Here is a 24,003-nt window from a genome sequence, read left to right on the forward strand (position 1 = left end):
GAGCCCGCGGGTCAAATCTGGTGCTCATCTGGCCTCTCCCAGCATCACGTCTACGGTGTTCGGCGAATCGCCCTCACGAGAAGCATAGGTGACGGTCACGGTATCCCCCGGCGCCTGGGACCGGATGGCCGCGACGAGCGCGTCGCCGCCCTCGATGAGCCGTTCCCCCACCCCGGTGATGACCGCGCCCTGCTCGATCCCCGCGCGCTCGGCGGGTCCCCCCGGCTCGACGGCACGCACCAGCGCGCCGTCGCCCTCCGGCGAGTCGCTGACCGAGACCCCGAGCACCGCGCGGGTCGCGTACTGCTGCTTGATCAGCTGGTCGGCGATCCGCCTGGCCTGGTCCACCGGGATGGCGAAGCCCAGGCCGATCGATCCCGAATTGCCCGATCCCAACGACGCGATGGCCGAGTTGATCCCGACCAGTTCGCCGTTCATGTTGACCAGCGCGCCGCCCGAGTTGCCCGGGTTCACGGCGGCGTCGGTCTGGATGGCGTCGATCACCGTGCTCTGGTCCGACTGGGCGCCGCCGGCCCGCACCGGGCGGTTCAGCGCGGAGACGATGCCGGTCGTGACGGTGCCCGACAACCCCAGTGGCGACCCCACCGCGGCCACGGCCTGTCCCTCGGTCAACGTCGCCGAGGTGCCCAGGGCGATGGGGGTGAGCGGGCGGGAGGTCTCCGCCTTGATGACCGCGATGTCGGTGGCCGGGTCCGTGCCGACGACGCTCGCGGGAGCCTTGGAGCCGTCGTCGAAGCGCACCTGGATCTGGCCCCCGGCCTGAGCCGCGCCGATGACGTGGTTGTTGGTGATGATGAGGCCGTCGGCGGTCAACACCACCCCGGACCCCTCGCCGCGGCCCGTCTGGGAACGCACGTCGATCGACACGACGCTCGGCAGCACCTTGTCCGCCACCGCCTCGACGGTGCCGTCGGGCGCCGTCCCCTCGGGTTGGGTCGCGCTGATGGGCGAGGACAACCCCGCCGCGGACCCACCGGCGACCGTCGCACCGATCCACCCACCGAACCCACCGGAGACGAGCATGGCGGCCACGATGCCGGCCGCGAGCAGGCCCCGGCCCGACTTCCGTTGGCCCTGCGGCGTCCCGGGCTCCACACCCGGTCCGACACCGGGGTGGAGCGGCGGGCCCGAGGGGGGCATGGCGTCGGAGGGGGGTATGGCGTCCGTGGGTCGCCACGGTCCGGCCTGCCCCTGCGCCTGCGCCTGTGCGGGGTGCTGTGCGGGGTGCTGAGCGGGGAAGGCCGTGGTGGGCCGATCGGTTCCACCCCACCCCTGGGCCATGCCGTAGGGATTCTCGGCGGCGTAGGGGTTCTGGCCGGAGGGTCCGTGTGCGGGTCCTTCGAGACCTGCACCCGATCTGCCGGCCCACTCGTCCGGGGACCCGGGTTCGCCCCTGCCCCGGCCGTTCTCGTTCTCGTTCTCCATGAGTCCCATGGTTCCCGATGGCGCTGTGTGCCCGCTGAGACGGTGCGCGCCACCCCGGGACTCACCCGGGCGGCTGCTCGCTTCCGGGGATGGTCACCCGCACCAGTGCGCCGCCGCCCTCGGCGTCGCTGATCTCGACGGTTCCGCCGTGTCGGGTCGTGACCTGTCGGACGATGGCCAGCCCCAGACCCGACCCCGGCATCGCGCGCGCCTCGTGCGAGCGGTGGAAGCGTTCGAATACCAGCTCGCGGTCCTGTTCGGGGATGCCGGGCCCCTGGTCGGCGACAGTCAGTTCCATCACCGCGTCGGAGATGGGCCGCATCCGCACCGTCACCGTCCCGCCGGTGGGACTCCACTTGGCCGCGTTGTCGCACACGTTCAGCACCGCGCGCTCGATCCCGGCCGAGTCGCCGAAGGAGTACCAGGGCATCAACTCGACGTCGAAGTCCACGTCGTGCCGGCGACGCCGGACCCGCTCGAGGGCCCGTTCGACCGCGTCGGAGACGGCCACCGGCTCCAGCTCGACCTCCCCGGAGTCCTCGCGGGCGAGCTCGACCAGATCCCCGACGAGCTGACTGAGTTCCGAGATCTGGCCCACGACGTCTGCCTCGAGTTCGTTCCGGTCGGCGTCGGGGATCGTCCGCGCGCCGGGGCGACTGGCCGCGATGAGCAACTCGACGTTCGTCCGCAGACTCGTCAGTGGCGTCTTGAGTTCGTGCCCGGCGTCCGCGACGAGCCGCGCCTGTCTCTCCCGGCTCTCCCCCAGCGCGACGAGCATCTGGTTGAAACTGCTCGTCAGGCGGGCGATCTCGTCGTCACCGGCCACGGGGATCGGCCGCAGATCATCGGTGCGGGCGATGCGTTCCACGGCTCTGGTCAGCCGGGCCACCGGCGCCAACCCGGTGCGGCCGACGGCCGTCCCGGCCACCGCGGCCAGGGCGATGCCCGCTGCCCCGACGAGCGTGAGCACGATCGCCAGACGGTTCAACGCAGCACGGGTGGGGCTGAGGTCCTGGGCCAGGATGAGGGTCGAGCCGTCTCGGACCCCGACCGCGTAGATCTGCTTGCCCCCGGAGGTACGCAGGCTCGACTCGGCCTCGCCGCGCACGACCGCGATCTCCGGGCCACCGATCTGGAAGGGCTCCCCGGTCGCGGTGCGCACCCCGGAGGGAGCGACGATCTGCGCGTCCAGGTTCGGGTTGAACGCCCGCAGTGCGATCAGCGTGCTGCGCGACTGCAGGGCGAACTCGGAGGCGAGTTGGCTGTTGACCAGCTGGTCGGCCTGCTGCTGCAGGCGGTTGTTGACATCGCTGTACATCGACCCCGACACGACGAAGTACGCCGCGACGGCCATGAGGGCCACCGCGACACCCACCGAGCTCGCCGCCAGCAGCGTCACCCGCTGGTGCAGGGAGATCGGTGCGGACCCCGTCCGCATCGTGCGGGCGGGCACTACGGCGTCTCGCGCAGCACGTAACCCACACCGCGCACGGTGTGGATCAACCGGCTCTCACCCTCCCCTTCCGTCTTACGCCGTAGGTAGCCGATGTAGACCTCGAGAGCGTTACCCGAGGTCGGGAAGTCGTAGCCCCACACCTCCTCGAGGATGTGGCTCCGGGTGAGGACCCGGCGTGGGTGGTGCATGAGGAGCTCGAGCAGGGAGAACTCGGTGCGGGTCAGCTGGATCCGGCGCTCGCCGCGGGTGACCTCGCGGGTCGCGATATCCATCCGCAGGTCCTCGAACTCCAGCACCTCGTCGACCTCCTCGGCGTCCGTGCCGCGACGACGCAGCAGAGCCCGCAGGCGGGCGAGGAGTTCCTCCAACGCGAAGGGTTTGGGCAGGTAGTCGTCGGCCCCCGCGTCCAGACCAGCGACCCGCTCGGAGACGGCGTCCCTCGCGGTGAGCATGAGCACCGGCAGGTCGTCCCCCCTGCTGCGCAGGATCCGGCACACCTCGAGCCCGTCCCGACGGGGCATCATCACGTCGAGGATGACCGCGTCGGGCCGGTTGGTGTCGACCCTCTCGATCGCCTCGATGCCATCGCCGGCGAGCTCCACGTCGTAGCCGTTGAAAGTCAGGGAGCGCCGGAGCGATTCGCGCACGGCCTGGTCGTCGTCGACAACGAGAATCTTCATGACGGGATTCTCGCCCACCCGACTGAAGCGCGGCTGAGGATCCGCCCCGGAGGGCCGCCGCCACGCGCGCCACAGACGCCGACGAGCCCGACGGGTCCGTGTGGACCCGCCGGGCTCGTGACCGGGCGTGTGCGTGCGGCGCCCGCGGCGCCGCCGTGCTCAGCTGCGCCCCGGGGGCGGCAGCCGACGCGGCTCAGCGGTCGAGGTTGACCAGGCCGAGCTGAGCGGCCTTGACCAGACGACGCGGCAGCGCCACGGGGCGGCCGTCGATCTTGGTCTCCTGGAGGGCGACGTTGTCGGCCTTCCACTGGGACCGGCGGGAGTGGGTGTTGGCACGCGAGAGGCGGCGCTTCGGAACTGCCATGATTATCGTCCTCGGGGTCTAGGAGGGTGGTCGGGGCGCGGACGCCCCGCTGCTCACTTGCGGCGGGTGCGGTTGCCGTAGCGACGCTGGAACTTCTCGACGCGGCCGGCGGTGTCCATGACGCGCTGCGCGCCGGTCCAGAACGGGTGCGACTCGCTGGTCACGTCCACGACGATGAGCGGGTACGTCTGACCGTCCTCCCACTCGACCGTGCGGCTGCTGGTCGCTGTGGAACGGGTGAGGAACTTGGTGCCCGTGCCCGAGTCCTGGAAGACCACCGGGTGGTAGTCGGGGTGAATGTCGTTCTTCATACTGGATCCCTCTAGCTCGGTAGAAGTCTGTGGGTCTGGCGCTCGCTCCTGCAAGAGCGCGCAATTGCCAGTGGCCGAACCGGGGATCCCGGTGTCAGCACACGCATCGGTAGATCGTACCCGTAGGATGGCCGGGCACCCAATTCGTGCGGCGCGGACCTCCGGCCGCCTGAGCCGGTCCGGCCGCCTTTATGCCCACTGACGTGCCGATTACCGTTTCACGCAGTCGGGCCGTAAACTAGACCATCGCTGTTGTCTGCACGTTTGCTATCGCCTCTCACGGTGCTCGCGACGTGGCGGTAAGCCCCCCGTACGGCCCAGGCCGACCGAGGGTGCCCCCTCCGCCGCGCGCCACCGCAGGACGGGGCGGAAGGAGAACCACGCCATGTCGGCGCATTGCCAGGTAACGGGACGGAAGCCGGGTTTCGGCAAGTCCGTCTCGCACTCACACCGCAGGACCAACCGTCGCTGGAACCCGAACATCCAGCGCCGTAGCTACTTCCTGCCCTCCGAGGGTCGTCGCGTCACGCTGACGGTCTCGACCAAGGGCATCAAGACCATCGACCGCGATGGCATCGAGGCCGTCGTGGCCCGCATCCGCGCCCGTGGGGAGAAGATCTGAGATGGCCCGTAACGACATCCGCCCCATCATCAAGCTGAAGTCCACGGCCGGTACCGGGTTCACGTACGTGACCCGCAAGAACCGTCGCAACAATCCGGACCGCATCGTCCTCAAGAAGTTCGACCCGGTCGTCCGTAAGCACGTCGAATTCCGAGAGGAGCGCTGACTCGTGGCCAAGAAGTCCAAGATCGCGCGCAACGAGCAGCGCAAGGCCAAGGTCGCCCGGTTCGCCGAGCGTCGCGCCGAGCTCAAGGCAATCATCAAGAACCCCGAGAGCACGGACGAGGCACGTATGGATGCCCAGACCGCGCTCAACAAGATGCCGCGTGACGCCTCGCCCGTGCGGGTGCGTAACCGCGACGTCGCCGACGGTCGCCCCCGCGGCTACCTCCGCAAGTTCGGCCTCTCCCGCGTCCGCATGCGCGAGATGGCCCACCGTGGCGAGCTGCCCGGTGTCACGAAGTCGAGTTGGTGAGTAGGTAACCATGGCTAAAGCACGTAGCACCCCGTCCAAGAAGATTCGCGCCCAGGAGGGCCGTCGACCCAAGAAGAACCCGTTGAAGGTGGCGGGTATCGAGACGGTCGACTACAAGGACGTCAACACCCTCCGTACGTTCATCTCCGATCGCGGCAAGATCCGTTCGCGTCGGGTCACCGGCCTCACGCCGCAGCAGCAGCGTCAGGTCGCCGTCGCGGTCAAGAACGCCCGCGAGATGGCCCTGCTGCCGTTCACCAGCCGCTGAGTCACCACTCGGCGCGGGTGAACCGGACCGCCCGTCCCGCCTGCGGCCTCTAGCCGCCGACTCAGGCAACAGCAACCCGATCGGGGTCGTGCCTCCTCACGCAGGAGTGCGCGACCCCGATCGGCGTTACCGCGTCTACCTCTCCCCCTCCCCTCCCCGACACCAGGAGTCCACCCGTGGCCGGCGTCCTCAACGGCTTCGCCGTCATCGTCGCGCTGGTCGCGCTGGGCTGGATACTCGCCCGCACCCTGGTCCTCGGCACGGACGCGCACCTGGTGCTCAACCGGCTCGTCTTCTACGTCGCCACCCCGGCACTGCTGTTCGACTCCCTCGCCCGCACCACCCTCGACCAGGTCTTCACCGGCGTGTTCGTGGTGTCCGCGGTGTCGGCGATCATCGTCGCGGTCCTGTACGTGGCGATCGCCCGGCTGTGGCTCAAGCGCCCGGCGGCGGACCTCGTGGTGGGTGCCCTGTCCGCCGGCTACGTCAACTCCGCCAACCTCGGCATCCCCATCGCGCTGTACGTCCTCGGGGACCTCGGGTTCGTCATGCCGCTGCTGCTCTTCCAGGTGGTGGTCCTCCAGCCGGTCGCCATCGCCGTGCTGGAGCGGGCCGCGCGCGCCGAGGGGTCGGACGGCGGCGGGGACGGGGGCGCGCTCGGTGCGCTACTGCAGTCGGTCCGCACCCCGATCGTCCTCGCTGCGCTCGCGGGCGTCGTCGTCGCCGCCCTGCCCTGGACGCCGCCCGAGACTCTCCTGGAGCCCGTGCACCTGGTCGGCCAGATCTCCGTCCCCGGCGCCCTGCTGGTGTTCGGCATGTCGCTCTACGGAGTCAAGGTGCTCGAGGCCGGCGCCTCGCCCCGCCGGGAGATCTTCCTCGCGAGCGCACTCAAGCTCGTCGCCCACCCCGTGCTCGCGTACGCCATCGGCGCCGGGCTGATGGGGATGCGGGGCCACGAGCTCCTCACAGTGGTGGTCGCCGCCGCGTTGCCCACCGCGCAGAACGTCCTCGTGGTCGCGACCCGATACGGACACGGGACTCTGCTGGCCCGGGACTCCGCCGTCCTCACCACCCTCGGCGCGCTGCCCGTCCTCCTGCTGGTCTCCGCACTACTGGCCTGACCCGGCGGCGATCACGCCGACGAACACGACCGCGTTGTTGACGCCGTGGAGCACGATGCCGGGCACGATCGACCGGTACCACTCGGCCATCGCGCACAGCGAGATCCCCACCACCAGCAGGTACGGCAACGCCGGGGGCACCAGGTGCACGGCCGCGAAGATCGCCCCGGCGAGCGTGATCCCCGCGACGGCCCGCAACCGCGCCCGCAGGGCCGGCAGCACGATGCCGCGGAACACGACCTCCTCCGCCACCGGGATGAGCACGGCGACGGTCAGCAGCCCGAGTACGGCGAACACCGGCCCGCCGGCCGCCAGGTCCGCGATCGCCGCATCGGCCTCATCCCCCGTCGACTCGGCGCCCGCCCCCAGGGGGATGAGCACGATCATCGAGGCGGTGACGCCGGCGGCCATCACCGCGGGGATCTGCCACGCCAGGTGCCAGGGTGAGCGGTCGGGTGGCCGGATCCCGACGTCCGCCCACCCGAGACCGCGTCGGCGCAGGAGGTGGATCCGCACCGCGAGCAGCGCGGCCGCGGCGGTGCCGGCGAGGACGACCAGGGCGAGGAGCGCGGTGTCGGGGCGGCCGGCCCCGAGGGACCGTGCGGTGACCAGGCCGAGGAGGACGACGACGACGAGGGCGGCCCCGTACACGAGGACCCACGCCAACGCCGACAGCGCCGCCCGGCCCCGGACCGGTGTGGTCCAGAGGCCGGGCGGCGCCGGCGGCGGCGGGGTCACCTGAGGTGCTCGGCCACCCGGAACGGCGCGTCGGTGGCCGCCTCGATCTGATCGAGGGTCACCCCGTCGACGATCTCGATGAGGGTCAGCCCGTCGGCGTCCCGGTCGAACACGCCCAGCTCGGTGATGATCCGGTTGACGCAGCCCAGGCCGGTGAGCGGCAGGGAGATCTCGGAGACGATCTTGGAGGAACCGTCCTTGGCGACCTGGTCCATGACCACGACGATCCGGCGGGCACCCACCACGAGGTCCATCGCGCCGCCCATGCCCTTGACCATCGCGCCGGGGACCATCCAGTTGGCGATGTCACCGGCCGGGTTGACCTCCATCGCGCCAAGGATCGCCACGTCGATCTTGCCCGAGCGGATCATGCCGAAGCTCATCGCCGAGTCGAAGATCGCCGACCCCGGCAGGGTCGTGACGGTCTCCTTGCCGGCGTTGATGAGGTCCGGGTCGACGTCGTCGGGGTGCGGGTACGGCCCGATGCCCAGCAGCCCGTTCTCGGACTGCAGGGTCACGTTGACGCCCTCGGGGACGTAGTTGGGGACCAGGGTCGGCAGGCCGATCCCGAGGTTGACGTACTGGCCGTCCTCCAGTTCCAGGGCCGCGCGGGCGGCCATGGCCTTGCGGTCGCGTCCGATCCTGCTCATCAGCGCTGTCCTTCCGAGGGCGGGTTGGTGGTGGTCTTCTCGATCCACTTGGTCTGGGCGACCTGCTCCGGGGTCAGTTCCACCAGACGGTGGACGAAAATGCCCGGGAGGTGGATGTCGTCGGGCGCGAGCTCTCCGACCTCGACGATCTTCTCGGCCTCGACGATGCACACCCGGCCGGCCATCGCCGCGAGCGGTGAGAAGTTGCGGGCCGTGAGGTTGAACCGGAGATTGCCGTTGCGGTCGGCCACCGCGGCCCGCACCAGCGAGTAGTCGGCCTCGATGGCCTGCTCGAGCACGTAGGTCTCGCCGCGGATCTCGCGGGTCTCCTTGGGCGGGGAGGCCACCGCGATCCCGCCGGCCGAGTCGTACTTCCACGGCATGCCGCCGTCGGCGACGAACGTACCGACGCCGGTGCGGGTGAAGAACGCCCCGATGCCGGACCCACCCGCACGCATCCGCTCGGCGAGCGTGCCCTGCGGGGTGAGCTCCACCTCGAGCTCACCGGACAGGTACTGGCGGGCGAACTCCTTGTTCTCCCCGACGTAGGAGGAGACGATGCGCCGGAGCTTGCCGCTCTCCAGCAGGATGCCGAGGCCCTTGCCGTCGACGCCGGCGTTGTTGGAGAACACCTCGAAGTCCCCGACGTCGCGGGCGGCGAGGGCCTCGATGACGATCTGCGGGATCCCGCTCAGGCCGAACCCGCCGGCGGCGATGGACGCCCCGTCGGGGATGTCCGCGACGGCCTCCGCCGCGGTCATGATCTTGCTGGACATACACGCACTCCTTGGGTGTGGGGGCGGTCAGGCGATGCCGAGGATCTCGATCGCGCGCTTGCGCATGTCGACCTTGCGGACCTTGCCGGTGACGGTCATGGGGAACTCGTCGACCACGTGGACGTACTTCGGGATCTTGTGGCGGGCGAGCTTGCCGGTGGCGAACTCGCGGACCTCCTCGGCCGTGAGATCGTCGCGTCCCGGCTTGAGCCGGACCCAGGCCATGAGCTCCTCGCCGTACTTGGGGTCGGGCACGCCGATCACCTGGGCGTCGAGGATGTCCGGGTGGGTGTAGAGGAACTCCTCGACCTCCCGCGGGTAGATGTTCTCGCCACCGCGGATGACCATGTCCTTGATGCGGCCGGTGATGCGGACGTAACCGGCGTCGTCCATCTCCCCGATGTCGCCGGTGTGCATCCAGCCCTCGGGGTCGATCGCCTCGGCGGTCTTGTCCGGCTGGTCCCAGTAGCCCAGCATGACGCTGTAGCCCTTCGTGCAGAACTCGCCGGCCTCGCCGCGCGGCAGGGTGGCACCGGTCGACGGGTCGACGATCTTGATCTCGAGGTGCGGCCCGACCCGGCCGACCGTGGACACGCGCCGGTCCAGCGAATCGTCCCGACGGGTCTGGGTGGACACCGGCGAGGTCTCCGTCATGCCGTAGCAGATGGAGACCTCCTCCATGTTCATCCTGTCGATCACCTGACGCATGGTGGATTCGGGGCACGGCGAGCCGGCCATGATCCCGGTGCGCAGCGTGGACAGGTCGTAGGAGTCGAAATCCTCCAGCGCGAGCTCGGCGATGAACATCGTGGGCACGCCATAGAGACTCGTGCACTTCTCCTGCTCCACCGCGCGCAGCGAGGCCGCGGGGTCGAACGCGGGCGCGGGGATGACCATGGCCGATCCGTGGCTGGTGCACGCGAGGTTGCCCATCACCATGCCGAAGCAGTGGTAGAAGGGCACCGGGATGCACACCCGGTCGACCTCCGTGTAGTTGACGAGCTCGCCGACGAAGTACCCGTTGTTGAGGATGTTCGAGTGCGAGAGCGTGGCGCCCTTGGGGAAGCCCGTGGTGCCGGAGGTGTACTGGATGTTGATCGGGTCGCCCGGCTGCAGTGCGGCGCGGATCGACGCCAGTTCCTCGGCGTGGGTGGGGCCCGAGACCAGCGACTCCCACTCCTCGTCGCCGAAGAGCACGACCAGTTCGAGGTCGGGGCAGTTCGGCTGGACCTGCGCGAGCATCCCGGTGTAGTCGGAATCCTTGAACTGGGGGGCGGCGACGACGGCCTTGATCCCCGCCTGCTTGAGCACGTACTCCAGCTCGTGGACCCGGTAGGACGGGTTGATGTTGACCAGCACCGCGCCGATCTCGGCGGTGGCGTACTGGACCATCACCCACTCCCACCGGTTGGGCGACCAGATCCCCACCCGGTCGCCCGCACGGATGCCGAGGCGGTGCAGTCCGGAGGCGAGGCGGCGGACGTCGGCGAGGAACTCGGCGTAGGTCCACCGCCGGTCGGCCTGCACGTCGACGAGCGCGTCGCGGTCGCCGAACCTCTCGACGGTCGCCGCGAGGTTCTCGGGGATCGTCTGGGTGAGCAGGGGGACGTCGGTCTCCCCGCGCGTGTGGGACCCGGCGGGGTCGAGGGGTGTGGAATCGAGATCGGTGGTGGTCATCTCGGTACTCCTTGGGGGTGGGGCCGGACGGCCCGCGACAGGGGGCGCGACACGGGGATTGCGGTATCAGGTGGCGACGGCCGCGGCGCGACGCATCGTCGCCTCGGCCTGACGGAAGACGGGACCGTCGACCATGCGACCGTCCAGCCGGAACACGCCCTGGTTGTGTTCCGCGGCGGCGAGGACCTTCCGGGCCCAGGTCACCTCGTCGTCGTCGGGGGCGTAGGCCTCGCGGACCACCGCCACCTGGGACGGGTGGATACACGCGGTGGCCACGAACCCCAGCGCGACGGCGTCGAGCGCCTCGGCGCGTTGACCGGAGGAGTCGGCGATGTCCAGGTGCACGGAGTCGACCGCCCACCGACCGAACGCGGCCGCGGCGAGCGCGACCCGCGCCCGGGCGTGACGGGGCACGTCGCGGTACTCCCCCGCCACGCGGGGGCCGCCGGCCTCGGCGGAGGAGAACCGGCTGGTCGATCCGCCCATCGCGGCCAGGAGGTCCTCGGCGCCCCACATCATCCCGGCGCACCCGGGCGCGGCGGCGATCTCCTCCGCGCGGACGACGCCGAGCGGGGTTTCGACCAACGCCAGCACCGCGGCGCCGGTCGTCGAGTGCAGATCCGTGACCTGCGCGGCGGACTCGGTCTTGGCCAGCATCACGCAGCGGTAGTCCGTGTCGGCCAGGGCCTCGAGGTCGGCCGCGTGGTCGTCGGTGCCGGTCGGGTTGACCCGCACTATCGTCCGGTCCGGATCGAGTGTCGAGGCCCGCAGCGCGTCACGGGCCGCGGGGCGGTCCGCCGGTGCGACGGCGTCCTCGAGGTCGACGATCACGACGTCCGCGCGGTCCGCCGCCTTGCCGTAGCGCTCCGGCCGGTCGGCCGGGCAGAACAGCAGTGCCGGGCCGGGCGGGATCCAGGCGGGTGCGGGGGTCATGCCGTGGCCTCCCCGCCCGGGCCCGACTCCGTCGGCCGCTTGCGGACGAGCGTCTTGCGGACCGCCTTGGCCACGATGTCGCCGTGCTGGTTGCGGCCGACGTGCTCGAGGGTCACGATGCCCTCGCCCGGCCGCGACTTCGACTCGCGCTTGTCGGTGCACACGGTCTCCGCGTACAGCGTGTCACCGTGCAGGACCGGCTTGGGGAAGCTGACCTCGGAGAAGCCGAGGTTCGCCACGATCGTGCCCTGGGTGAGCTGGGCGACCGACAGTCCCACGAGCGTCGAGAGCGTGTGCATCGAGTTCATGAGTCGCTCGCCGCCGAAGCCCGGCTGCTCGGCCGACCACGCCGCGTCCAGGTGCAGGGCCTGCGTGTTCATCGTCAGCGTGGTGAACAGGACGTTGTCCGTCTCGGTCATCGTGCGCCCGGGGCGGTGGAGGTAGGCGGTCCCCACCTCGTACTCCTCGAACCACAGGCCACGCTGGACGACCTCTCTGCGCTGGTCTGTCATCGCCTACAGCCCCAGACCGCGCGCGATGAGCATGAGCTGCACCTCGGTGGTGCCCTCGCCGATCTCGAGGATCTTGGAGTCGCGGTAGTGCCGCGCCACCGGGTACTCGTTCATGAAGCCGTAGCCACCGTGGATCTGGGTGGCGTCGCGGGCGTTGTCCATGGCCGCCTCGGAGGCGATCATCTTGGCGATGGCGGCCTCCTTCTTGAACTCCTTGCCGGCCAGCATGAGGCGCGCGGCCTCGTAGTAGGCGCAACGCGCCGTGTGGGCGCGGGCCTCCATGCGGGCGATCTTGAACGCGATGGCCTGGAACTCGCCGATCTTGCGGCCCATGGACTCGCGCTCACGGGCGTACTTCACGGACTCGTCGACGCATCCCTGCGCGGCACCGGTGGCCACGGCGGCGATCGCGATGCGTCCCTCGTCGAGGATCGACAGGAAGTTCGCGTACCCGCGCCCCTCCTCGCCGAGGAGGTTCTCCGCCGGCACCCGGGCGTCGGCGAAGGTCAGCGGGTGCGTGTCGGAGGAGTTCCACCCGACCTTGTCGTACGCGGGCTCCGCGGTGAATCCGGGGGTGTCGGCCGGGACAATGATCGTCGAGATGGCCTTCTTGCCGTTCTCACGGACACCGGTCACCGCGGTCACGGTGACCAGCGAGGTGATGTCGGTGCCGGAGTTGGTGATGAACTGCTTGTTGCCGTTGACCACCCACTCGTCGCCGTCACGCTTGGCGGTGGTCTTGGTGGCGCCGGCGTCCGAGCCCGCACCGGGCTCGGTCAGGCCGAAGCCGGCGAGCGTGCGGCCGGCGGCCAGGTCCGGGAGCCACGTGGCGCGCTGCTCGTCGTTGCCGAAGTGGTAGATGGGCATGGCGCCCAGGCCCACGCCGGCCTCGAGGGTCATGGCGGTCGACTGGTCGACGCGGCCGAGCTCCTCCAGGGCGAGCGACAGCGCGAAGTAGTCGCCGCCCATCCCGCCGAACTCCTCGGGGAACGGCAGACCGAACAGGCCCATGTCGCCCATCTGGGCGACGACCTCGTAGGGGAAGGTGTGGTTGCGATCGTGCTCGGCCGAGGCCGGGGCGACCACCTTGTCGGCGAAGTCCGCGACCGTCGACTTGAGGTCGGCGTAGTGCTCTTCCAACTCAGGCATTGCCTTCTCCTTCGGATTCCTCGGTGGAGGGGTGGGGCTCGACGGTCGCGAGCAGGTGGTCGGCGGGCACCTGCTCGCCGGTGGTGACGTGCACGCGGACCACACCGTCGATCGGCGCGGGCAGTGCGTGTTCCATCTTCATGGCCTCGACGGCCAGGATGTTCTGTCCGGCGGTGACCTCGTCGCCGTCGGCGACGAAGCACGCGATCACCGAACCGGGCATGGGGCTGACGATCTGGCCGTCCGACATCCCGGCGTCGTGGATCCGGGAGTCGATGAGCGGGAGCATCCGCAGGTCCCAGGTCCCGCCGTCGCCGGCCACCCAGAAGGTGTCGGCGGCCTTGGGGTCCGCCGAGCGCACGACGGTCCAGCGCTGCTGGGTGCCGTCGACGGTCAGCCGGAGGGAGGCGCCGTCCCGGGCGACCCGCGCACGATGTCGGGAGGAGACCTCGGGCGCCTCGGTGGATCCGATCGTGGCGTCGGTGATGGTCACCTCGGCGTCGTCGGGGGTCCCCCGCAGTCCCACGGTGACCGCGTCGGACCCGGCGCCGGCGTCCAGGCGGGTCCACACCTCGGCGCGCCCGCCGATCCGCCACCCGTTGGGAACGTCCCACGGGCCGCGGCGTTGCGCGGGCACCCGGGCCCAGCGCTCCTCGGTGCGGTGCATGGCCACGGCGATCAGTCCGCCCTCGGGGGCGGGCGTCGCGGTGTAGTCGTCGACGGACCGGTCGAGCAGGCCCGTGTCCAGCTCGCCGGAGACGACCTCCGGCCGCGAGAGCAGGAACCGGCAGAAGTCGACGTTCGTGCGCAGACCCAGCACGTGGGTGCCGGCGAGCGCGGCGTCGAGCCGGGCCAGTGCCTCGGCGCGGTCGGCGCCGTGCGCGATGACCTTGCCGAGCATCGGGTCGTAGTCGCTGCCGACGACCGTGCCCACACGGAGGCCGGAGTCCACGCGGATGCCGTCGCCGGAGGGCTCCTCGAGCCCGACCACGGTGCCGCCGGTGGGCAGGAAGCCCTTGGCCGGGTCCTCGGCATAGACGCGGGCCTCGATCGCGTGGCCGGTGAGGGTGATGTCCTCCTGGCGCAGGGTGAGCACCTGGCCCGCGGCGATGCGGACCTGCCAGTCGACCAGGTCCACGCCGGTGACCATCTCGGTGACCGGGTGCTCCACCTGCAGGCGCGTGTTCATCTCCATGAAGAAGAACTCGTCCGGCGCGTGCGCGGAGACGATGAACTCCACCGTTCCGGCGCCCACATAGCCCACCGAGCGGGCCGCGTCGCAGGCCGCCTGACCGATGCGCTGGCGGGTGACCTCGTCGAGCAGTGCGCTGGGCGCCTCCTCGATGACCTTCTGGTGGCGGCGCTGCAGCGAGCACTCCCGCTCACCCAGGTGGATGACGTTGCCGTGGGTGTCGGCCAGGACCTGCACCTCGATGTGGCGCGGGGTGTCGACGAACCGCTCGAGGAACAGGGTGTCGTCGCCGAAGGCGCCTGCCGACTCCCGTCGCGAGGACTCCAGTGCCGCCGGCAGATCGGCGGGATCGGTGACGCGGCGCATGCCCTTACCGCCACCACCGGCGGAGGGCTTGACGAGGACCGGGTAGCCGACCTCGGCGGCGCCGGCGATCAGTTCGTCGTCGGTCAGTCCCGGACGCGAGATCCCGGGCACGGTGGGGACGTCACGTGCGGACACCGCCGCCTTGGCGGTGATCTTGTCGCCCATGGTCTCGATCGCCGAGGCTGGCGGTCCGACGAAGATCAGGCCGGCCTCGTCGAGTGCCCGCGCGAACCGCGAGTTCTCGGACAGGAAACCGTAACCCGGGTGCACGGCCTGCGCCCCGGTCTGGCGGCAAGCATCGATCACCTTGTCGATGTCGAGGTACGACTGCGAGGCCTGGGCCGGGCCGAGACGGACGGCGGCGTCGGCCATGCGCACGTGCAGCGCGTCGGCATCCGCGTCCGAGTAGACGGCGACCGAGCGGATACCCGCTGCCCGCAGCGAACGGATCACGCGGCACGCGATCTCCCCGCGGTTGGCCACCAGGACGGTGTGGAGTTTCTGTGACAGTTGTTCTGACATGGAGCTGCTCACATCCTGAAGACGCCGTTGTTGACCGGCTCGAGGGGGGCGTTGGCCGCGGCCGCCAGGGCCAGACCGAGGACAGTGCGGGTGTCTGCGGGGTCGATGATCCCGTCGTCCCACAGGCGGGCAGTGGAGTAGTACGCGGTGGACTGCTCCTCGAACTGCTCACGGATCGGCGCGGTGAACTCGGACTGCTGCTCGTCGGTCCACTCCCCGCCCGACTTGGTGACCTGCGCGGCACGGACCGACGCGAGGGTGTCGGCTGCCTGGGGCCCGCCCATCACGGCGATCTTGGCATTGGGCCACATCCACAGGAACCGCGGGGAGTACGCACGGCCACACATGGAGTAGTTGCCGGCACCGAAGGACCCGCCCACGACGATGGTGAACTTGGGGACCCGGGCGCACGCCACGGCGGTGACCATCTTGGCGCCGTTCTTGGCGATGCCGCCCGCCTCGTACTGCCGGCCCACCATGAAGCCGGTGATGTTCTGCAGGAAGACCAACGGGATCTTGCGGCGGTCACACAGCTCGATGAAGTGGGCGCCCTTAAGCGCGGACTCGGAGAAGATGACGCCGTTGTTGCCGATGATGCCGACCGGATGCCCGTGGATGTGGGCGAACGCGGTCACCATGGAGGTGCCGTAGTTCTCCTTGAACTCGGTGTACTCGCCGCCGTCGACGATCGTGCCGATGATGTCGCGCACGTCGTAGGGCTGGCGCGAATCGACCGGCACCAGGTCGTACAGGTCGGACTGCGCGCGGACGGGCTCGCGGGGCTCGAGCACCTCCCAGTCCGGCTCGGGCGCCGGCGGGCAGGTCGCCACGATCCGGCGGACCTTCATGAGGGCGTCGTAGTCGTCGTCCGCCAGGTGGTCCACCACACCGGAGGTCTTGGCGTGCAGGTCGCCGCCACCGAGCTCCTCGGCGGTGACCTCCTCGCCCGTCGCGGCCTTCACCAGCGGCGGGCCGGCGAGGAAGATCGTGCCCTGGTTCCGGACGATCACGGCCTCGTCGCTCATCGCGGGAACGTACGCGCCACCGGCGGTGCAGGACCCCATGACCGCGGCGATCTGCGGGATGCCCTTGGCGGACATGTTCGCCTGGTTGTAGAAGATCCGCCCGAAGTGGTCGCGGTCCGGGAAGACCTCGTCCTGCTGCAGCAGCATCGCGCCGCCGGAGTCCACGAGGTAGATGCACGGCAGGTGGTTGGCCAGCGCCACCTCCTGACCGCGCAGGTGCTTCTTCACCGTCATCGGGTAGTAGGTGCCGCCGGAGACGGTCGCGTCGTTGGCGATGATCAGGCACTCGCGGCCCGACACCCGGCCGATCCCGGCGACGACGCCGGCGGCGGGGGCCTTTCCCCCGTACATCTCCTCCGCGGCGAGCGGCGAGAGCTCGAGGAACGGGCTGCCCGGGTCGAGCAGCACGTCCACGCGCTGGCGGGCGAGCAGCTTGCCGCGCTCGAGGTGGCGCGCACGGGCCTTCTCACCGCCGCCCAGCGCGGCCCGCTCGAGGCGCTCGCGGAGGTCGGCGAGAAGTTCCTCGTGGGCCTGGCGATTGGTGGTCGCGGAAGTCATCGGTGCCGCTCCCTTTCAGTTAAGTCGGATTAACTGAAATCGACGATAGTGCTGCGCCTCACAAATGTCCAGACCGGATTCGGGATCACCCACCGGGGACCCGGACCCGCGCTCACCCACTCCGCGGACCCGACGAGGCGCACGGGGACGCCGACATTCCCGCCATCCGCGCAGGTAGACAGCTTAGGCTGGCCTGACTTAGCACAGCCTCAACTTGCTTGCAAGCCGGGGGGGATCCGGTGTTGACTCTGGGGCACACCACGCCACCGTCATACGAGGAGCGATCATCATGGCCACACTCACCGGAATCAGCGCCTGCACCGTCACGGCGTGCTCGTTCAACAGCGAGCAGAGCTGCAACGCGGGCGCCATCACCGTCGCCGGAACCCCGGATCACGCCGAGTGCGGCACCTTCATCTCGCTGGACGTCCGCGGCGGCCTGCCCACCGCCAGCGCACACGTGGGCGCCTGCCAACGGGTGGAGTGCACCCACAACAAGGACCTGCTCTGCTCGGCGGATTCCGTCGAGATCGGTTCCGGCGCCGATACCGCCGACTGCCTCACCTACAGCCCGGCCTGATCGGCCCGGTCCGCGCTACCGCGGGAGGCTAGCTGGCGCGGGCCACGTACTGACCCATCTCGCGGACGACGTCGTTGACGCACTCCGCGCGGGTCAGGAACGGCAGGTGGATGACATCGGCGTGGGCACCGAGCGCCGTCAGCAGATGCAGGCCGTCGGGATCGACGCCCAGGACATACGGCGGCTGCGCCGGGTCTGCGGACCCGGCCAGCATGGCCAGGTCCGAGCCGAAGCGCGCCCGGATCTCGTCCGCGAGGCCGGGCGCCTCGCATGCCAGGGGATCCGACGGCACCGCGTCCAGGCAGCCCGCGTGGACGGTGCCCTCGTGCCCCAGCCGGCGGATGTCGAGGTCGCCGAGTTCGATCTCGATCTCGACCACCCAGCCCTCACCCTGCCGTGCCGCACGCGCCACGCCGAAGCCGTACAGGCTCGCGACGTGGACCTTGGCCTCGACGATCGGGGCGAACTCGTCGATCATGACGACCACCTCGACCGACTCTCCCGGCGCGACCATCAGTGCGGACCAGGGGGCCGGGGTCCCGGTGACGATGATCGCCCCCTCCCCGACCCAGCGATGGCCGGCGGAGACCATGACATCCGACCGGTTCTTGGTCCCGCGTACGGCGACCGTCGCGATGCCGGCTCCGTCGAGCAGACGGCGCGCGCCGGTGGTGATCGGATCCGACACGACCGGGTGCGCTGCCATCGATTGCCTCCAGAGACCGGCCCCGCCCGCCGATGCGTTAGGTGACCCTCGCCTTACTTAGGTATTCCTAAAGTGCCCGACGATGCGGAACCTGTCAAGAGGGCCACCGATTTTCGCGCCCCCTCGCCCTACAGTGGGGGGGTGACCGACGCCACAACCGATGCCACTACCGATGACACCGCCCCTGCCCGGCCCCACCCCGACACCGCGCGGGTCCACGCCTTCCGTGACGACGCACTCGGGTACGACGACGCCACCGCCCTCGCCGAGCGGGTCCGCGGCGGCGAGGTGTCACCGACCGAGCTCGTCGAGGCCGCCATCGAACGATGCCAGCAGGTGGATCCGGCGCTCGGCGCCCTGGTCTTCACCGCCTTCGACAGGGCCCGCGAGCACGCACGCCGGACCGCGGACTCGCGCCTGTCCTCGCCGTTCGCCGGCGTGCCGTCGGCTTTCAAGGACGCGGTGCAGGTCGAGGGCGCCCCGATGCGGCTCGGCTCCCCCGCCGTTCCCGACTCCCCCGCCCTCCACGACGGCGACTACGCACGTGCGTTCCGCGCCACCGGCCTGATCCCGTTGGGCATCACCGCCATGCCCCCGTTCGGCTGGACCGCCGCAACCGAACGGCAGGGCGGCCTGGTGACCCGCAACCCGTGGAACACCGGCCGCACCAGTGGCGGCTCCTCGGGTGGTTCCGCGGCCCTCGTGGCCGCGGGGGCGTTGCCGATCGCGCACGCCAACGACGGCGGGGGGTCGATCCGGATACCCGCGGCGGTCACCGGGCTGGTCGGGTTCAAGCCGAGCCGGGGTAGGCACACCGACGAGAAGTTCTCCCGGGGCATGCCGATCCCCATCGTGTCGCAGTCGGTGGTCTCCCGGTCCGTCCGGGACACCGCCACGTTCCTCACCGCGTTCGAGGCGAGCCACCTCCCGGTCGGCGTCCCCCCGGTGGGCCCCGTCGCCCCCGCCCCGGCACGGCGCCTGCGCATCGGACTCGTGGAGCAGAGCCCGGCGGGCGGTGCGACCGATGCCGCGACCCTGGCGGTCCTCCGCGAGACCGCCGTGCGGCTGGCCGGACTGGGCCACGAGGTGGTGCCGACCGAGGCGCCCGTCCCGACGGGGTTCCGGGACGATTTCATCGCCTACTGGGGGCTGCTCGCGCTGAGCACGTCATCGTCCGGGCGCAGGCTCTTCGACCCCGATTTCGACCCCGCCGAGCTCGACCCCTTCACGGTCGGGCTCGCTCGGATGGCCCGACGGAACATCGCCTCGCTTCCCCTGCACCTACTGCGGTTGGCGAGGACCCGGCGGCAGTTCGACGCCCGGTTCGGCGACATCGACGTGTACATCAACCCGGTGGTCGCCCACGAGACCCCGGAGGTCGGGTACCTGGACGCGGACCTGCCGTTCGAGACCCACCTCGAGCGGGTCTCCAACTGGGTCACCTTCACCCCGCTACAGAACATCGCGGGGTCCCCGGCCGTCTCGCTGCCCACCGGACACGCGCCGGACGGGATGCCCGTCGGCGTGCACTTCTCCGCCCGCAGGGGGCAGGACCGACTCCTGCTCGAGCTGGCCTCGGAGTACGAGGCCGCCCATCCGTTCGCCCGGATCTGGGAGTGAGGCTCACTCCCCCAGCAGCTGGGTGACGCGCGGCCCGACCCGCTGACGCAGGATCACCTCGGTGCGGGTGCGCAGGACGCCGGGCGTGGAGATGATGGCGCTGAACACCTCCTCGAGGTGGGCGTGGTCCCGCGCGACGACCCGGCAGACGACGTCGAACTCGCCGGCGATGCTCACCACCTCGAGCACCTCGCGCACCTGCGCCAGCCCCGCACACGTCTCGTCGAGCCTGGCCTGCGCCACCTGGATGTGGACGAGCGCGCCCAGCGGATACCCGAGAGCGGCGGGATCGAGGCTCGGCGCCCAGGAGGCGAGGACGCCGCGCGCCTCCAGCTTGTCGAGCCGGGCCTGGGCCGTGCCCCTGGCCACCCCGAGTCGTCGCGAGAACTCGCGGACCCCGACGCGTGGGTCGGACAGGACGATGTCAAGGAGCCGCCGGTCGGTGTCGTCCAGGTTGGGTGATGGGTCCATGTGTCCACGGTATACGACGACGAGGTGGACAGCTGGTCCAGCCGGCGCCCGTTCTGGACCCTCCGAATGTACAGAGTGACCGGTCTTCGAATGGCCGCGTGACGCGCCTCACAGTTCGTCCTAGCCTGGGGGGACATCGTTCGTCTCGCGAAGGCCAGGTGTTGATCATGACCTCTCTCCTCCACTCCACGGACGGCACGCATGACGACCTGCCGCGGACCGGGCAAGCGGACGCCGGATCGTTCTCCCTCTCCGATCGCTACACGCGCGAGAGCGGCACGGTCTTCCTCTCCGGGATCCAGGCACTGGTCCGGACGGTCCGCGACCGGGCACGGCTCGACCGCAGGCAGAATCTGCTCACCGCGAGCCTGGTCAGCGGCTACGAGGGATCGCCGCTCGCGGGCTACGACCTCGAACTGGCCAGGCGTCGAGAGTTCCTCGAACCGTTCGACATCGTGCACCGCCCCGCCCTCAACGAGGAGGCGGGCGCCACGGCGGTGATGGGGTCCCAGCTCGCCCGGCGCACGGGCACCCTGCGCTCCACCGCCAACACCGGCGGCGCCGCCCTCCAGGGGGTCGTGGGGTACTGGTACGGCAAGGCGCCCGGCCTGGACCGTGCCACCGACGCGTTGCGGCACGCCAACCTGATCGGTACCGATCCCACCGGCGGCGCGGTGGTGCTGGTCGGCGACGATCCCGGCGCCAAGTCCTCCACCGTGCCGTGCGCGTCCGAGTTGGCGCTCGCGGACCTGTACATGCCGACGCTCTACCCCGCGGACCCGCAGGACGTCCTGGACTTCGGCGTCCACGCGGCGATCCTGTCCCGGGTCTCCGGTCTGTGGTCCGCGATGAAGATCTCGGCGCACGTCGCGGACGCCTCGGCGACCGCCCTCGTCGATCCCGACCGGATCCTGCCCGTGTACGGCGACCTCGGGACGAGCCCGCACGTGCCGTCCGGTCGGCTCCTGGGGGCCAGCCTCATGGAGCTCGAGCAGAACCAGCTCACCATCCGCCTCCCCCGTGCGCTGGAGTACGCCCGCCTCAACCGTCTCAACCGGATCGTGCAGTCGACCCCCGACGACCGGATCGGCGTCGTCGCGGCCGGGAAGACCTACCTGGACGTCCGCGAGTCACTGCGCCGCCTCGGGATCGGCGACGACGAGCTGGGCCGCCGCGGGATCCGCATCCTTAAACTGGGCATGATCTACCCCCTGGAGCGCACGATCCTCGACGAGTTCATGTCCGGTCTCGACGAGGTGATCGTGGTGGAGGAGAAGCGCGACTTCATCGAGACCATGATCCGGGACATCCAGTTCCGCAAGCCCGGGGTGGCGAACGTGGTCGGCAAGGCGCACGAGGACGGGTCCACCCTGTTCAGCCGGTTCGGCGAGCTCGACGTCGATTCCGTCACCCGCGGCCTGGCGCAGCGTCTCGGCCCGGTCCACGGAATCGAATCGGCTCGGGCCTGGCTCGACGGCCCGGGACGCGGACGCTCCCGGATCGCGCTGCCGCTCGCCACGAGCCGCACCCCGTACTTCTGCTCGGGGTGCCCCCACAACAGCTCGACCAAGGTCGCCGACGGCACGCTCGTCGGCGGGGGCATCGGCTGTCACGCGATGGTGCTCATGATGGACGAGGAACAGGTCGGCCACGTCACCGGAGTCACCCAGATGGGCGGCGAGGGGATCCAGTGGACCGGGATGGCGCCGTTCCTCACCGAGCGGCACATGGTGCAGAACGTCGGCGACGGCACCTTCATGCACTCGGCCTCCCTGGCACTCCGGGCCGCCGTGGCCTCCGGCGACAACATCACCTACAAGCTCCTCTACAACGGGACGGTGGCGATGACCGGCGGGCAGGACCCGGTCGGCGAGATGACCCTGCCCGAGATCCTCCAGCTCCTGCAGGCCGAGAAGGTCGCGAGGATCGTCGTCACCACCGACGACGTCAGGGCGACCCGGTCCCGGGGCCTGCCGAGGGGAGTGGAGGTCCGCGACCGGGTGGACACCCTCGAGGTGCAGCGGGAACTCGCGGCCGTACCGGGGGTCACGGTTCTCGTGCACGACCAGTACTGCGCGGCCGAGAAGCGCCGCCACCGCAAGCGTGGCACCTATCCCACGCCGGACGAGCGCGTGGTGATCAACGAGCGCATCTGCGAGGGATGCGGGGACTGCGGCCGGAAGTCCAACTGCCTGTCGGTCCATCCGGTGGAGACCGAGTTCGGCCGGAAGACGCAGATCGACCAGTCCACCTGTAACTTCGACTTCTCGTGCCTGGAGGGTGACTGCCCCGCGTTCGTCACCGTCGTCCCCGGTGAGAAGTCCCGGCGGGTGACGTCCGCGCCTGCCCTGGCGGCCGACGCGATCCCGGAGCCGGCCCGCGCCGGGGTCGCGCCCGACCGCGGTTTCTCCCTGCGGCTGACCGGGATCGGTGGGACCGGCATCGTCACCGTCTCGGCGATCCTCGCCACCGCGGCCGTCCTCGACGGCCACTCGGCGCGCACCCTGGACATGACCGGGCTCGCCCAGAAGGGCGGCGCGGTGGTCTCCGACGTCCGCGTGACCCGCACGCCGACCGAACAGCCCCCGAAGATCGGGGCCGGCGACTGCGACCTCTACCTGTGCTGTGACGGCCTGGTCGGCGCGGACAGCACCCACCTGAAGGTGGCCGCTCCCGATCGCACCACGGCGGTGGTGTCCACCACTCAGATACCCACCGGGAAGATGGTGATCGACACCTCCGAGCACTACCCGACCACCTCGGACATCCAGGCGATCATCGACCCGACCACCTCGCGCGGGCTGTACCTCGACCCGGGGGCGCTCACCGAGCAGCTCTTCGGGTCCACCCAGACCGCCAACATGCTCATGGTCGGGGCGGCGTACCAGAGTGGGGCCCTGCCGATCTCGGCGCAGTCGATCGAGCGGGCGATCGAGCTCAACGGGGTGGCCGTCGACGCGAACCTGCAGGCCTTCCGTCGCGGCCGGCAGGCGGTCGCCGAGCCGAACGCCCTGGCGGCGTTGGCGGCCGGGTTGCACCGCCCGGCCGGAACGGCCACGGCGGGCCGGCACGTGCCCTCCCCCGCGGCGGAGCGATTGCTGACCCACCTCGACGCCGACGCCTCCGACGAGCTCCGCGACGTGGTCGCGCTCCGGGTCGACGAACTGATCGGCTACCAGGACGAGGCGTACGCGGTCGACTACGTCCGGCGCGTGGAGGAGGTCCGCGCCGCCGGGTCCCTCGAGGACGGCGACCCGGCTGGGCCGACCTCCGAGCAGCTCAGCCTCGCCGTGGCCCGCAACCTGTTCAAGGTGATGGCCTACAAGGACGAGTACGAGGTCGCCCGCCTGGCCGTGGATCCACAGTTCGCGGCGCAGCTCGACGAGGACTGGGGCGAAGGGGCGGTGGCCAGACTGAAGTTGCATCCCCCGGTGCTGCGCGCGATGGGAATGAAGAAGAAGATCTCGATCGGCCCGCGGGCCATGCCGGCGATGAAGGCGTTGGCTCGGATGAAGCGACTGCGCGGCACGCGGATGGACCTCTTCGGCTACGCGGAGGTCCGCCGCGTCGAGCGTGAGCTGCTGGCCGGGTACCGGGATCTCGTCGCGGACCTGGCCTCGGAGTTGCGGCGCGCGGGCCCGGTGGGCAAGGACGCCACCTGGCGGGCGACCGCGGTGGCGCTCGCGGAGCTGCCGGACATGGTCCGCGGCTACGAGCACGTCAAGCTCGCGAACGTCGAGCGCTACCGGGAGGAGATGGCCCGCCTCCGGTCCGCCCTGACCTGA

24 protein-coding genes are annotated in these 24,003 nt (G+C 70.6%); 8 read left to right on the plus strand and 16 right to left on the minus strand.

Annotation, left to right across the window (positions count from 1 at the left end):
- Positions 1–24 precede the first annotated feature (24 nt).
- The 5 genes from VZF99_RS10580 to VZF99_RS10600 form a co-directional block, all read right to left on the minus strand.
- A complete protein-coding gene (locus tag VZF99_RS10580; RefSeq protein WP_407334737.1) occupies positions 25–1,446 on the minus strand; it encodes a S1C family serine protease in 1,422 nt (473 codons plus the stop codon).
- A gap of 61 nt (positions 1,447–1,507) precedes the next feature.
- A complete protein-coding gene (locus tag VZF99_RS10585) occupies positions 1,508–2,899 on the minus strand; it encodes a HAMP domain-containing sensor histidine kinase (protein WP_154828342.1) in 1,392 nt (463 codons plus the stop codon).
- Entirely contained in the window at positions 2,899–3,582 is a 684-nt protein-coding gene (locus VZF99_RS10590) for a response regulator transcription factor (RefSeq protein WP_069388691.1), read from the minus strand. The genes VZF99_RS10585 and VZF99_RS10590 overlap by 1 nt, the downstream gene beginning before the upstream one ends.
- Before the next feature lie 193 nt (positions 3,583–3,775).
- Positions 3,776–3,946, minus strand: coding sequence for a 50S ribosomal protein L32 (gene rpmF / locus VZF99_RS10595; protein WP_067713249.1), 171 nt, complete (start codon positions 3,944–3,946; stop codon positions 3,776–3,778).
- Between the two features lie 53 nt (positions 3,947–3,999).
- The gene (locus VZF99_RS10600) at positions 4,000–4,257 is read right to left on the minus strand and encodes a type B 50S ribosomal protein L31 (protein WP_067713246.1); all 258 of its coding nucleotides are present in this window, start codon (positions 4,255–4,257) and stop codon (positions 4,000–4,002) included.
- A gap of 385 nt (positions 4,258–4,642) precedes the next feature.
- On the opposite strand from VZF99_RS10600, the gene rpmB reads away from it, so the two are divergent.
- From rpmB to VZF99_RS10625, 5 genes are all read left to right on the plus strand, one after another.
- Positions 4,643–4,879 carry a 50S ribosomal protein L28 gene (gene rpmB / locus VZF99_RS10605; RefSeq protein ID WP_007632788.1) on the plus strand — a complete coding sequence of 79 codons (237 nt, stop codon included), beginning with the start codon at positions 4,643–4,645 and terminating at the stop codon, positions 4,877–4,879.
- 1 nt (position 4,880) lies between these two features.
- The gene (gene rpmG / locus VZF99_RS10610; RefSeq protein WP_010542298.1) at positions 4,881–5,045 is read left to right on the plus strand and encodes a 50S ribosomal protein L33; all 165 of its coding nucleotides are present in this window, start codon (positions 4,881–4,883) and stop codon (positions 5,043–5,045) included.
- 3 nt (positions 5,046–5,048) lie between these two features.
- Positions 5,049–5,354 (plus strand): 30S ribosomal protein S14, encoded by a 306-nt coding sequence (gene rpsN / locus VZF99_RS10615; RefSeq protein WP_017836289.1) that lies wholly within the window; start codon positions 5,049–5,051, stop codon positions 5,352–5,354.
- A gap of 10 nt (positions 5,355–5,364) precedes the next feature.
- Entirely contained in the window at positions 5,365–5,622 is a 258-nt protein-coding gene (rpsR, locus tag VZF99_RS10620) for a 30S ribosomal protein S18 (protein ID WP_007632792.1), read from the plus strand.
- Between the two features lie 176 nt (positions 5,623–5,798).
- Complete coding sequence (locus VZF99_RS10625; RefSeq protein ID WP_407334738.1) at positions 5,799–6,743, plus strand: AEC family transporter; 945 nt, start codon at positions 5,799–5,801, stop codon at positions 6,741–6,743.
- Here VZF99_RS10625 and VZF99_RS10630 read toward each other — a convergent pair.
- The 9 genes from VZF99_RS10630 to VZF99_RS10670 all read right to left on the minus strand — a co-directional run bounded on the left by VZF99_RS10630 (position 6,732) and on the right by VZF99_RS10670 (position 16,841).
- Entirely contained in the window at positions 6,732–7,481 is a 750-nt protein-coding gene (locus tag VZF99_RS10630) for a CPBP family intramembrane glutamic endopeptidase (protein ID WP_407334739.1), read from the minus strand. The genes VZF99_RS10625 and VZF99_RS10630 overlap by 12 nt on opposite strands.
- Positions 7,478–8,131, minus strand: a complete 654-nt coding sequence (locus VZF99_RS10635; protein WP_407334740.1) for a 3-oxoacid CoA-transferase subunit B — start codon at positions 8,129–8,131, stop codon at positions 7,478–7,480. Before VZF99_RS10635 ends, VZF99_RS10630 begins: the two co-directional genes overlap by 4 nt.
- Complete coding sequence (locus VZF99_RS10640; protein ID WP_067713235.1) at positions 8,131–8,907, minus strand: CoA transferase subunit A; 777 nt, start codon at positions 8,905–8,907, stop codon at positions 8,131–8,133. The genes VZF99_RS10635 and VZF99_RS10640 overlap by 1 nt, the downstream gene beginning before the upstream one ends.
- A 27-nt stretch (positions 8,908–8,934) precedes the next feature.
- Positions 8,935–10,584: an AMP-binding protein gene (locus tag VZF99_RS10645; RefSeq protein ID WP_067713232.1), complete on the minus strand. Its 1,650-nt coding sequence runs from the start codon at positions 10,582–10,584 to the stop codon at positions 8,935–8,937.
- A gap of 66 nt (positions 10,585–10,650) precedes the next feature.
- Positions 10,651–11,517 (minus strand): HpcH/HpaI aldolase/citrate lyase family protein, encoded by an 867-nt coding sequence (locus VZF99_RS10650; RefSeq protein ID WP_407334741.1) that lies wholly within the window; start codon positions 11,515–11,517, stop codon positions 10,651–10,653.
- Positions 11,514–12,029 carry a MaoC family dehydratase gene (locus VZF99_RS10655; protein WP_407334742.1) on the minus strand — a complete coding sequence of 172 codons (516 nt, stop codon included), beginning with the start codon at positions 12,027–12,029 and terminating at the stop codon, positions 11,514–11,516. Before VZF99_RS10655 ends, VZF99_RS10650 begins: the two co-directional genes overlap by 4 nt.
- Before the next feature lie 3 nt (positions 12,030–12,032).
- A complete protein-coding gene (locus tag VZF99_RS10660) occupies positions 12,033–13,178 on the minus strand; it encodes an acyl-CoA dehydrogenase family protein (protein ID WP_120283971.1) in 1,146 nt (381 codons plus the stop codon).
- Positions 13,171–15,258 (minus strand): acetyl/propionyl/methylcrotonyl-CoA carboxylase subunit alpha, encoded by a 2,088-nt coding sequence (locus VZF99_RS10665; protein WP_407334743.1) that lies wholly within the window; start codon positions 15,256–15,258, stop codon positions 13,171–13,173. Before VZF99_RS10665 ends, VZF99_RS10660 begins: the two co-directional genes overlap by 8 nt.
- An 8-nt stretch (positions 15,259–15,266) precedes the next feature.
- The gene (locus VZF99_RS10670; protein ID WP_096907091.1) at positions 15,267–16,841 is read right to left on the minus strand and encodes a carboxyl transferase domain-containing protein; all 1,575 of its coding nucleotides are present in this window, start codon (positions 16,839–16,841) and stop codon (positions 15,267–15,269) included.
- A gap of 289 nt (positions 16,842–17,130) precedes the next feature.
- On the opposite strand from VZF99_RS10670, the gene VZF99_RS10675 reads away from it, so the two are divergent.
- Positions 17,131–17,421: a DUF1540 domain-containing protein gene (locus tag VZF99_RS10675; RefSeq protein ID WP_067713210.1), complete on the plus strand. Its 291-nt coding sequence runs from the start codon at positions 17,131–17,133 to the stop codon at positions 17,419–17,421.
- A 28-nt stretch (positions 17,422–17,449) separates the two neighbouring features.
- Here VZF99_RS10675 and VZF99_RS10680 read toward each other — a convergent pair whose 3' ends face one another.
- On the minus strand, positions 17,450–18,127 hold the full coding sequence (locus VZF99_RS10680) for a hypothetical protein (RefSeq protein ID WP_067717344.1): 678 nt from the start codon (positions 18,125–18,127) through the stop codon (positions 17,450–17,452).
- Positions 18,128–18,268: 141 nt separating this feature from the next.
- On the opposite strand from VZF99_RS10680, the gene VZF99_RS10685 reads away from it, so the two are divergent.
- Complete coding sequence (locus VZF99_RS10685) at positions 18,269–19,747, plus strand: amidase (RefSeq protein ID WP_407334744.1); 1,479 nt, start codon at positions 18,269–18,271, stop codon at positions 19,745–19,747.
- 3 nt (positions 19,748–19,750) lie between these two features.
- Here the strand turns inward: VZF99_RS10685 and VZF99_RS10690 are convergent, their stop codons facing one another.
- On the minus strand, positions 19,751–20,218 hold the full coding sequence (locus VZF99_RS10690) for an Lrp/AsnC family transcriptional regulator (protein ID WP_069389904.1): 468 nt from the start codon (positions 20,216–20,218) through the stop codon (positions 19,751–19,753).
- A 167-nt stretch (positions 20,219–20,385) separates the two neighbouring features.
- Here VZF99_RS10690 and VZF99_RS10695 point away from each other — a divergent pair, with 167 nt between their 5' ends.
- On the plus strand, positions 20,386–24,003 hold the full coding sequence (locus VZF99_RS10695) for an indolepyruvate ferredoxin oxidoreductase family protein (protein WP_407334745.1): 3,618 nt from the start codon (positions 20,386–20,388) through the stop codon (positions 24,001–24,003).

The organism is Dietzia kunjamensis (assembly GCF_045689975.1).
Taxonomy (GTDB): Bacteria; Actinomycetota; Actinomycetes; order Mycobacteriales; family Mycobacteriaceae; genus Dietzia; species Dietzia kunjamensis.

What these genes read in the sequence shown, in the direction of transcription:
- VZF99_RS10600 (WP_067713246.1), bottom strand. Translation starts at nt 4,257, where the DNA reads ATGAAGAACGACATTCACCCCGACTACCACCCGGTGGTCTTCCAGGAC.
- VZF99_RS10645 (WP_067713232.1), bottom strand. Translation starts at nt 10,584, where the DNA reads ATGACCACCACCGATCTCGATTCCACACCCCTCGACCCCGCCGGGTCC.
- VZF99_RS10665 (WP_407334743.1), bottom strand. Translation starts at nt 15,258, where the DNA reads ATGTCAGAACAACTGTCACAGAAACTCCACACCGTCCTGGTGGCCAAC.
- VZF99_RS10640 (WP_067713235.1), bottom strand. Translation starts at nt 8,907, where the DNA reads ATGTCCAGCAAGATCATGACCGCGGCGGAGGCCGTCGCGGACATCCCC.
- VZF99_RS10670 (WP_096907091.1), bottom strand. Translation starts at nt 16,841, where the DNA reads ATGACTTCCGCGACCACCAATCGCCAGGCCCACGAGGAACTTCTCGCC.
- VZF99_RS10695 (WP_407334745.1), top strand. Translation starts at nt 20,386, where the DNA reads ATGACCTCTCTCCTCCACTCCACGGACGGCACGCATGACGACCTGCCG.
- VZF99_RS10635 (WP_407334740.1), bottom strand. Translation starts at nt 8,131, where the DNA reads ATGAGCAGGATCGGACGCGACCGCAAGGCCATGGCCGCCCGCGCGGCC.
- rpmB (WP_007632788.1), top strand. Translation starts at nt 4,643, where the DNA reads ATGTCGGCGCATTGCCAGGTAACGGGACGGAAGCCGGGTTTCGGCAAG.
- VZF99_RS10590 (WP_069388691.1), bottom strand. Translation starts at nt 3,582, where the DNA reads ATGAAGATTCTCGTTGTCGACGACGACCAGGCCGTGCGCGAATCGCTC.
- rpmG (WP_010542298.1), top strand. Translation starts at nt 4,881, where the DNA reads ATGGCCCGTAACGACATCCGCCCCATCATCAAGCTGAAGTCCACGGCC.
- rpsR (WP_007632792.1), top strand. Translation starts at nt 5,365, where the DNA reads ATGGCTAAAGCACGTAGCACCCCGTCCAAGAAGATTCGCGCCCAGGAG.
- VZF99_RS10650 (WP_407334741.1), bottom strand. Translation starts at nt 11,517, where the DNA reads ATGACCCCCGCACCCGCCTGGATCCCGCCCGGCCCGGCACTGCTGTTC.
- VZF99_RS10655 (WP_407334742.1), bottom strand. Translation starts at nt 12,029, where the DNA reads ATGACAGACCAGCGCAGAGAGGTCGTCCAGCGTGGCCTGTGGTTCGAG.
- rpmF (WP_067713249.1), bottom strand. Translation starts at nt 3,946, where the DNA reads ATGGCAGTTCCGAAGCGCCGCCTCTCGCGTGCCAACACCCACTCCCGC.
- VZF99_RS10690 (WP_069389904.1), bottom strand. Translation starts at nt 20,218, where the DNA reads ATGGACCCATCACCCAACCTGGACGACACCGACCGGCGGCTCCTTGAC.
- VZF99_RS10675 (WP_067713210.1), top strand. Translation starts at nt 17,131, where the DNA reads ATGGCCACACTCACCGGAATCAGCGCCTGCACCGTCACGGCGTGCTCG.
- VZF99_RS10680 (WP_067717344.1), bottom strand. Translation starts at nt 18,127, where the DNA reads ATGGCAGCGCACCCGGTCGTGTCGGATCCGATCACCACCGGCGCGCGC.
- VZF99_RS10580 (WP_407334737.1), bottom strand. Translation starts at nt 1,446, where the DNA reads ATGGAGAACGAGAACGAGAACGGCCGGGGCAGGGGCGAACCCGGGTCC.
- VZF99_RS10660 (WP_120283971.1), bottom strand. Translation starts at nt 13,178, where the DNA reads ATGCCTGAGTTGGAAGAGCACTACGCCGACCTCAAGTCGACGGTCGCG.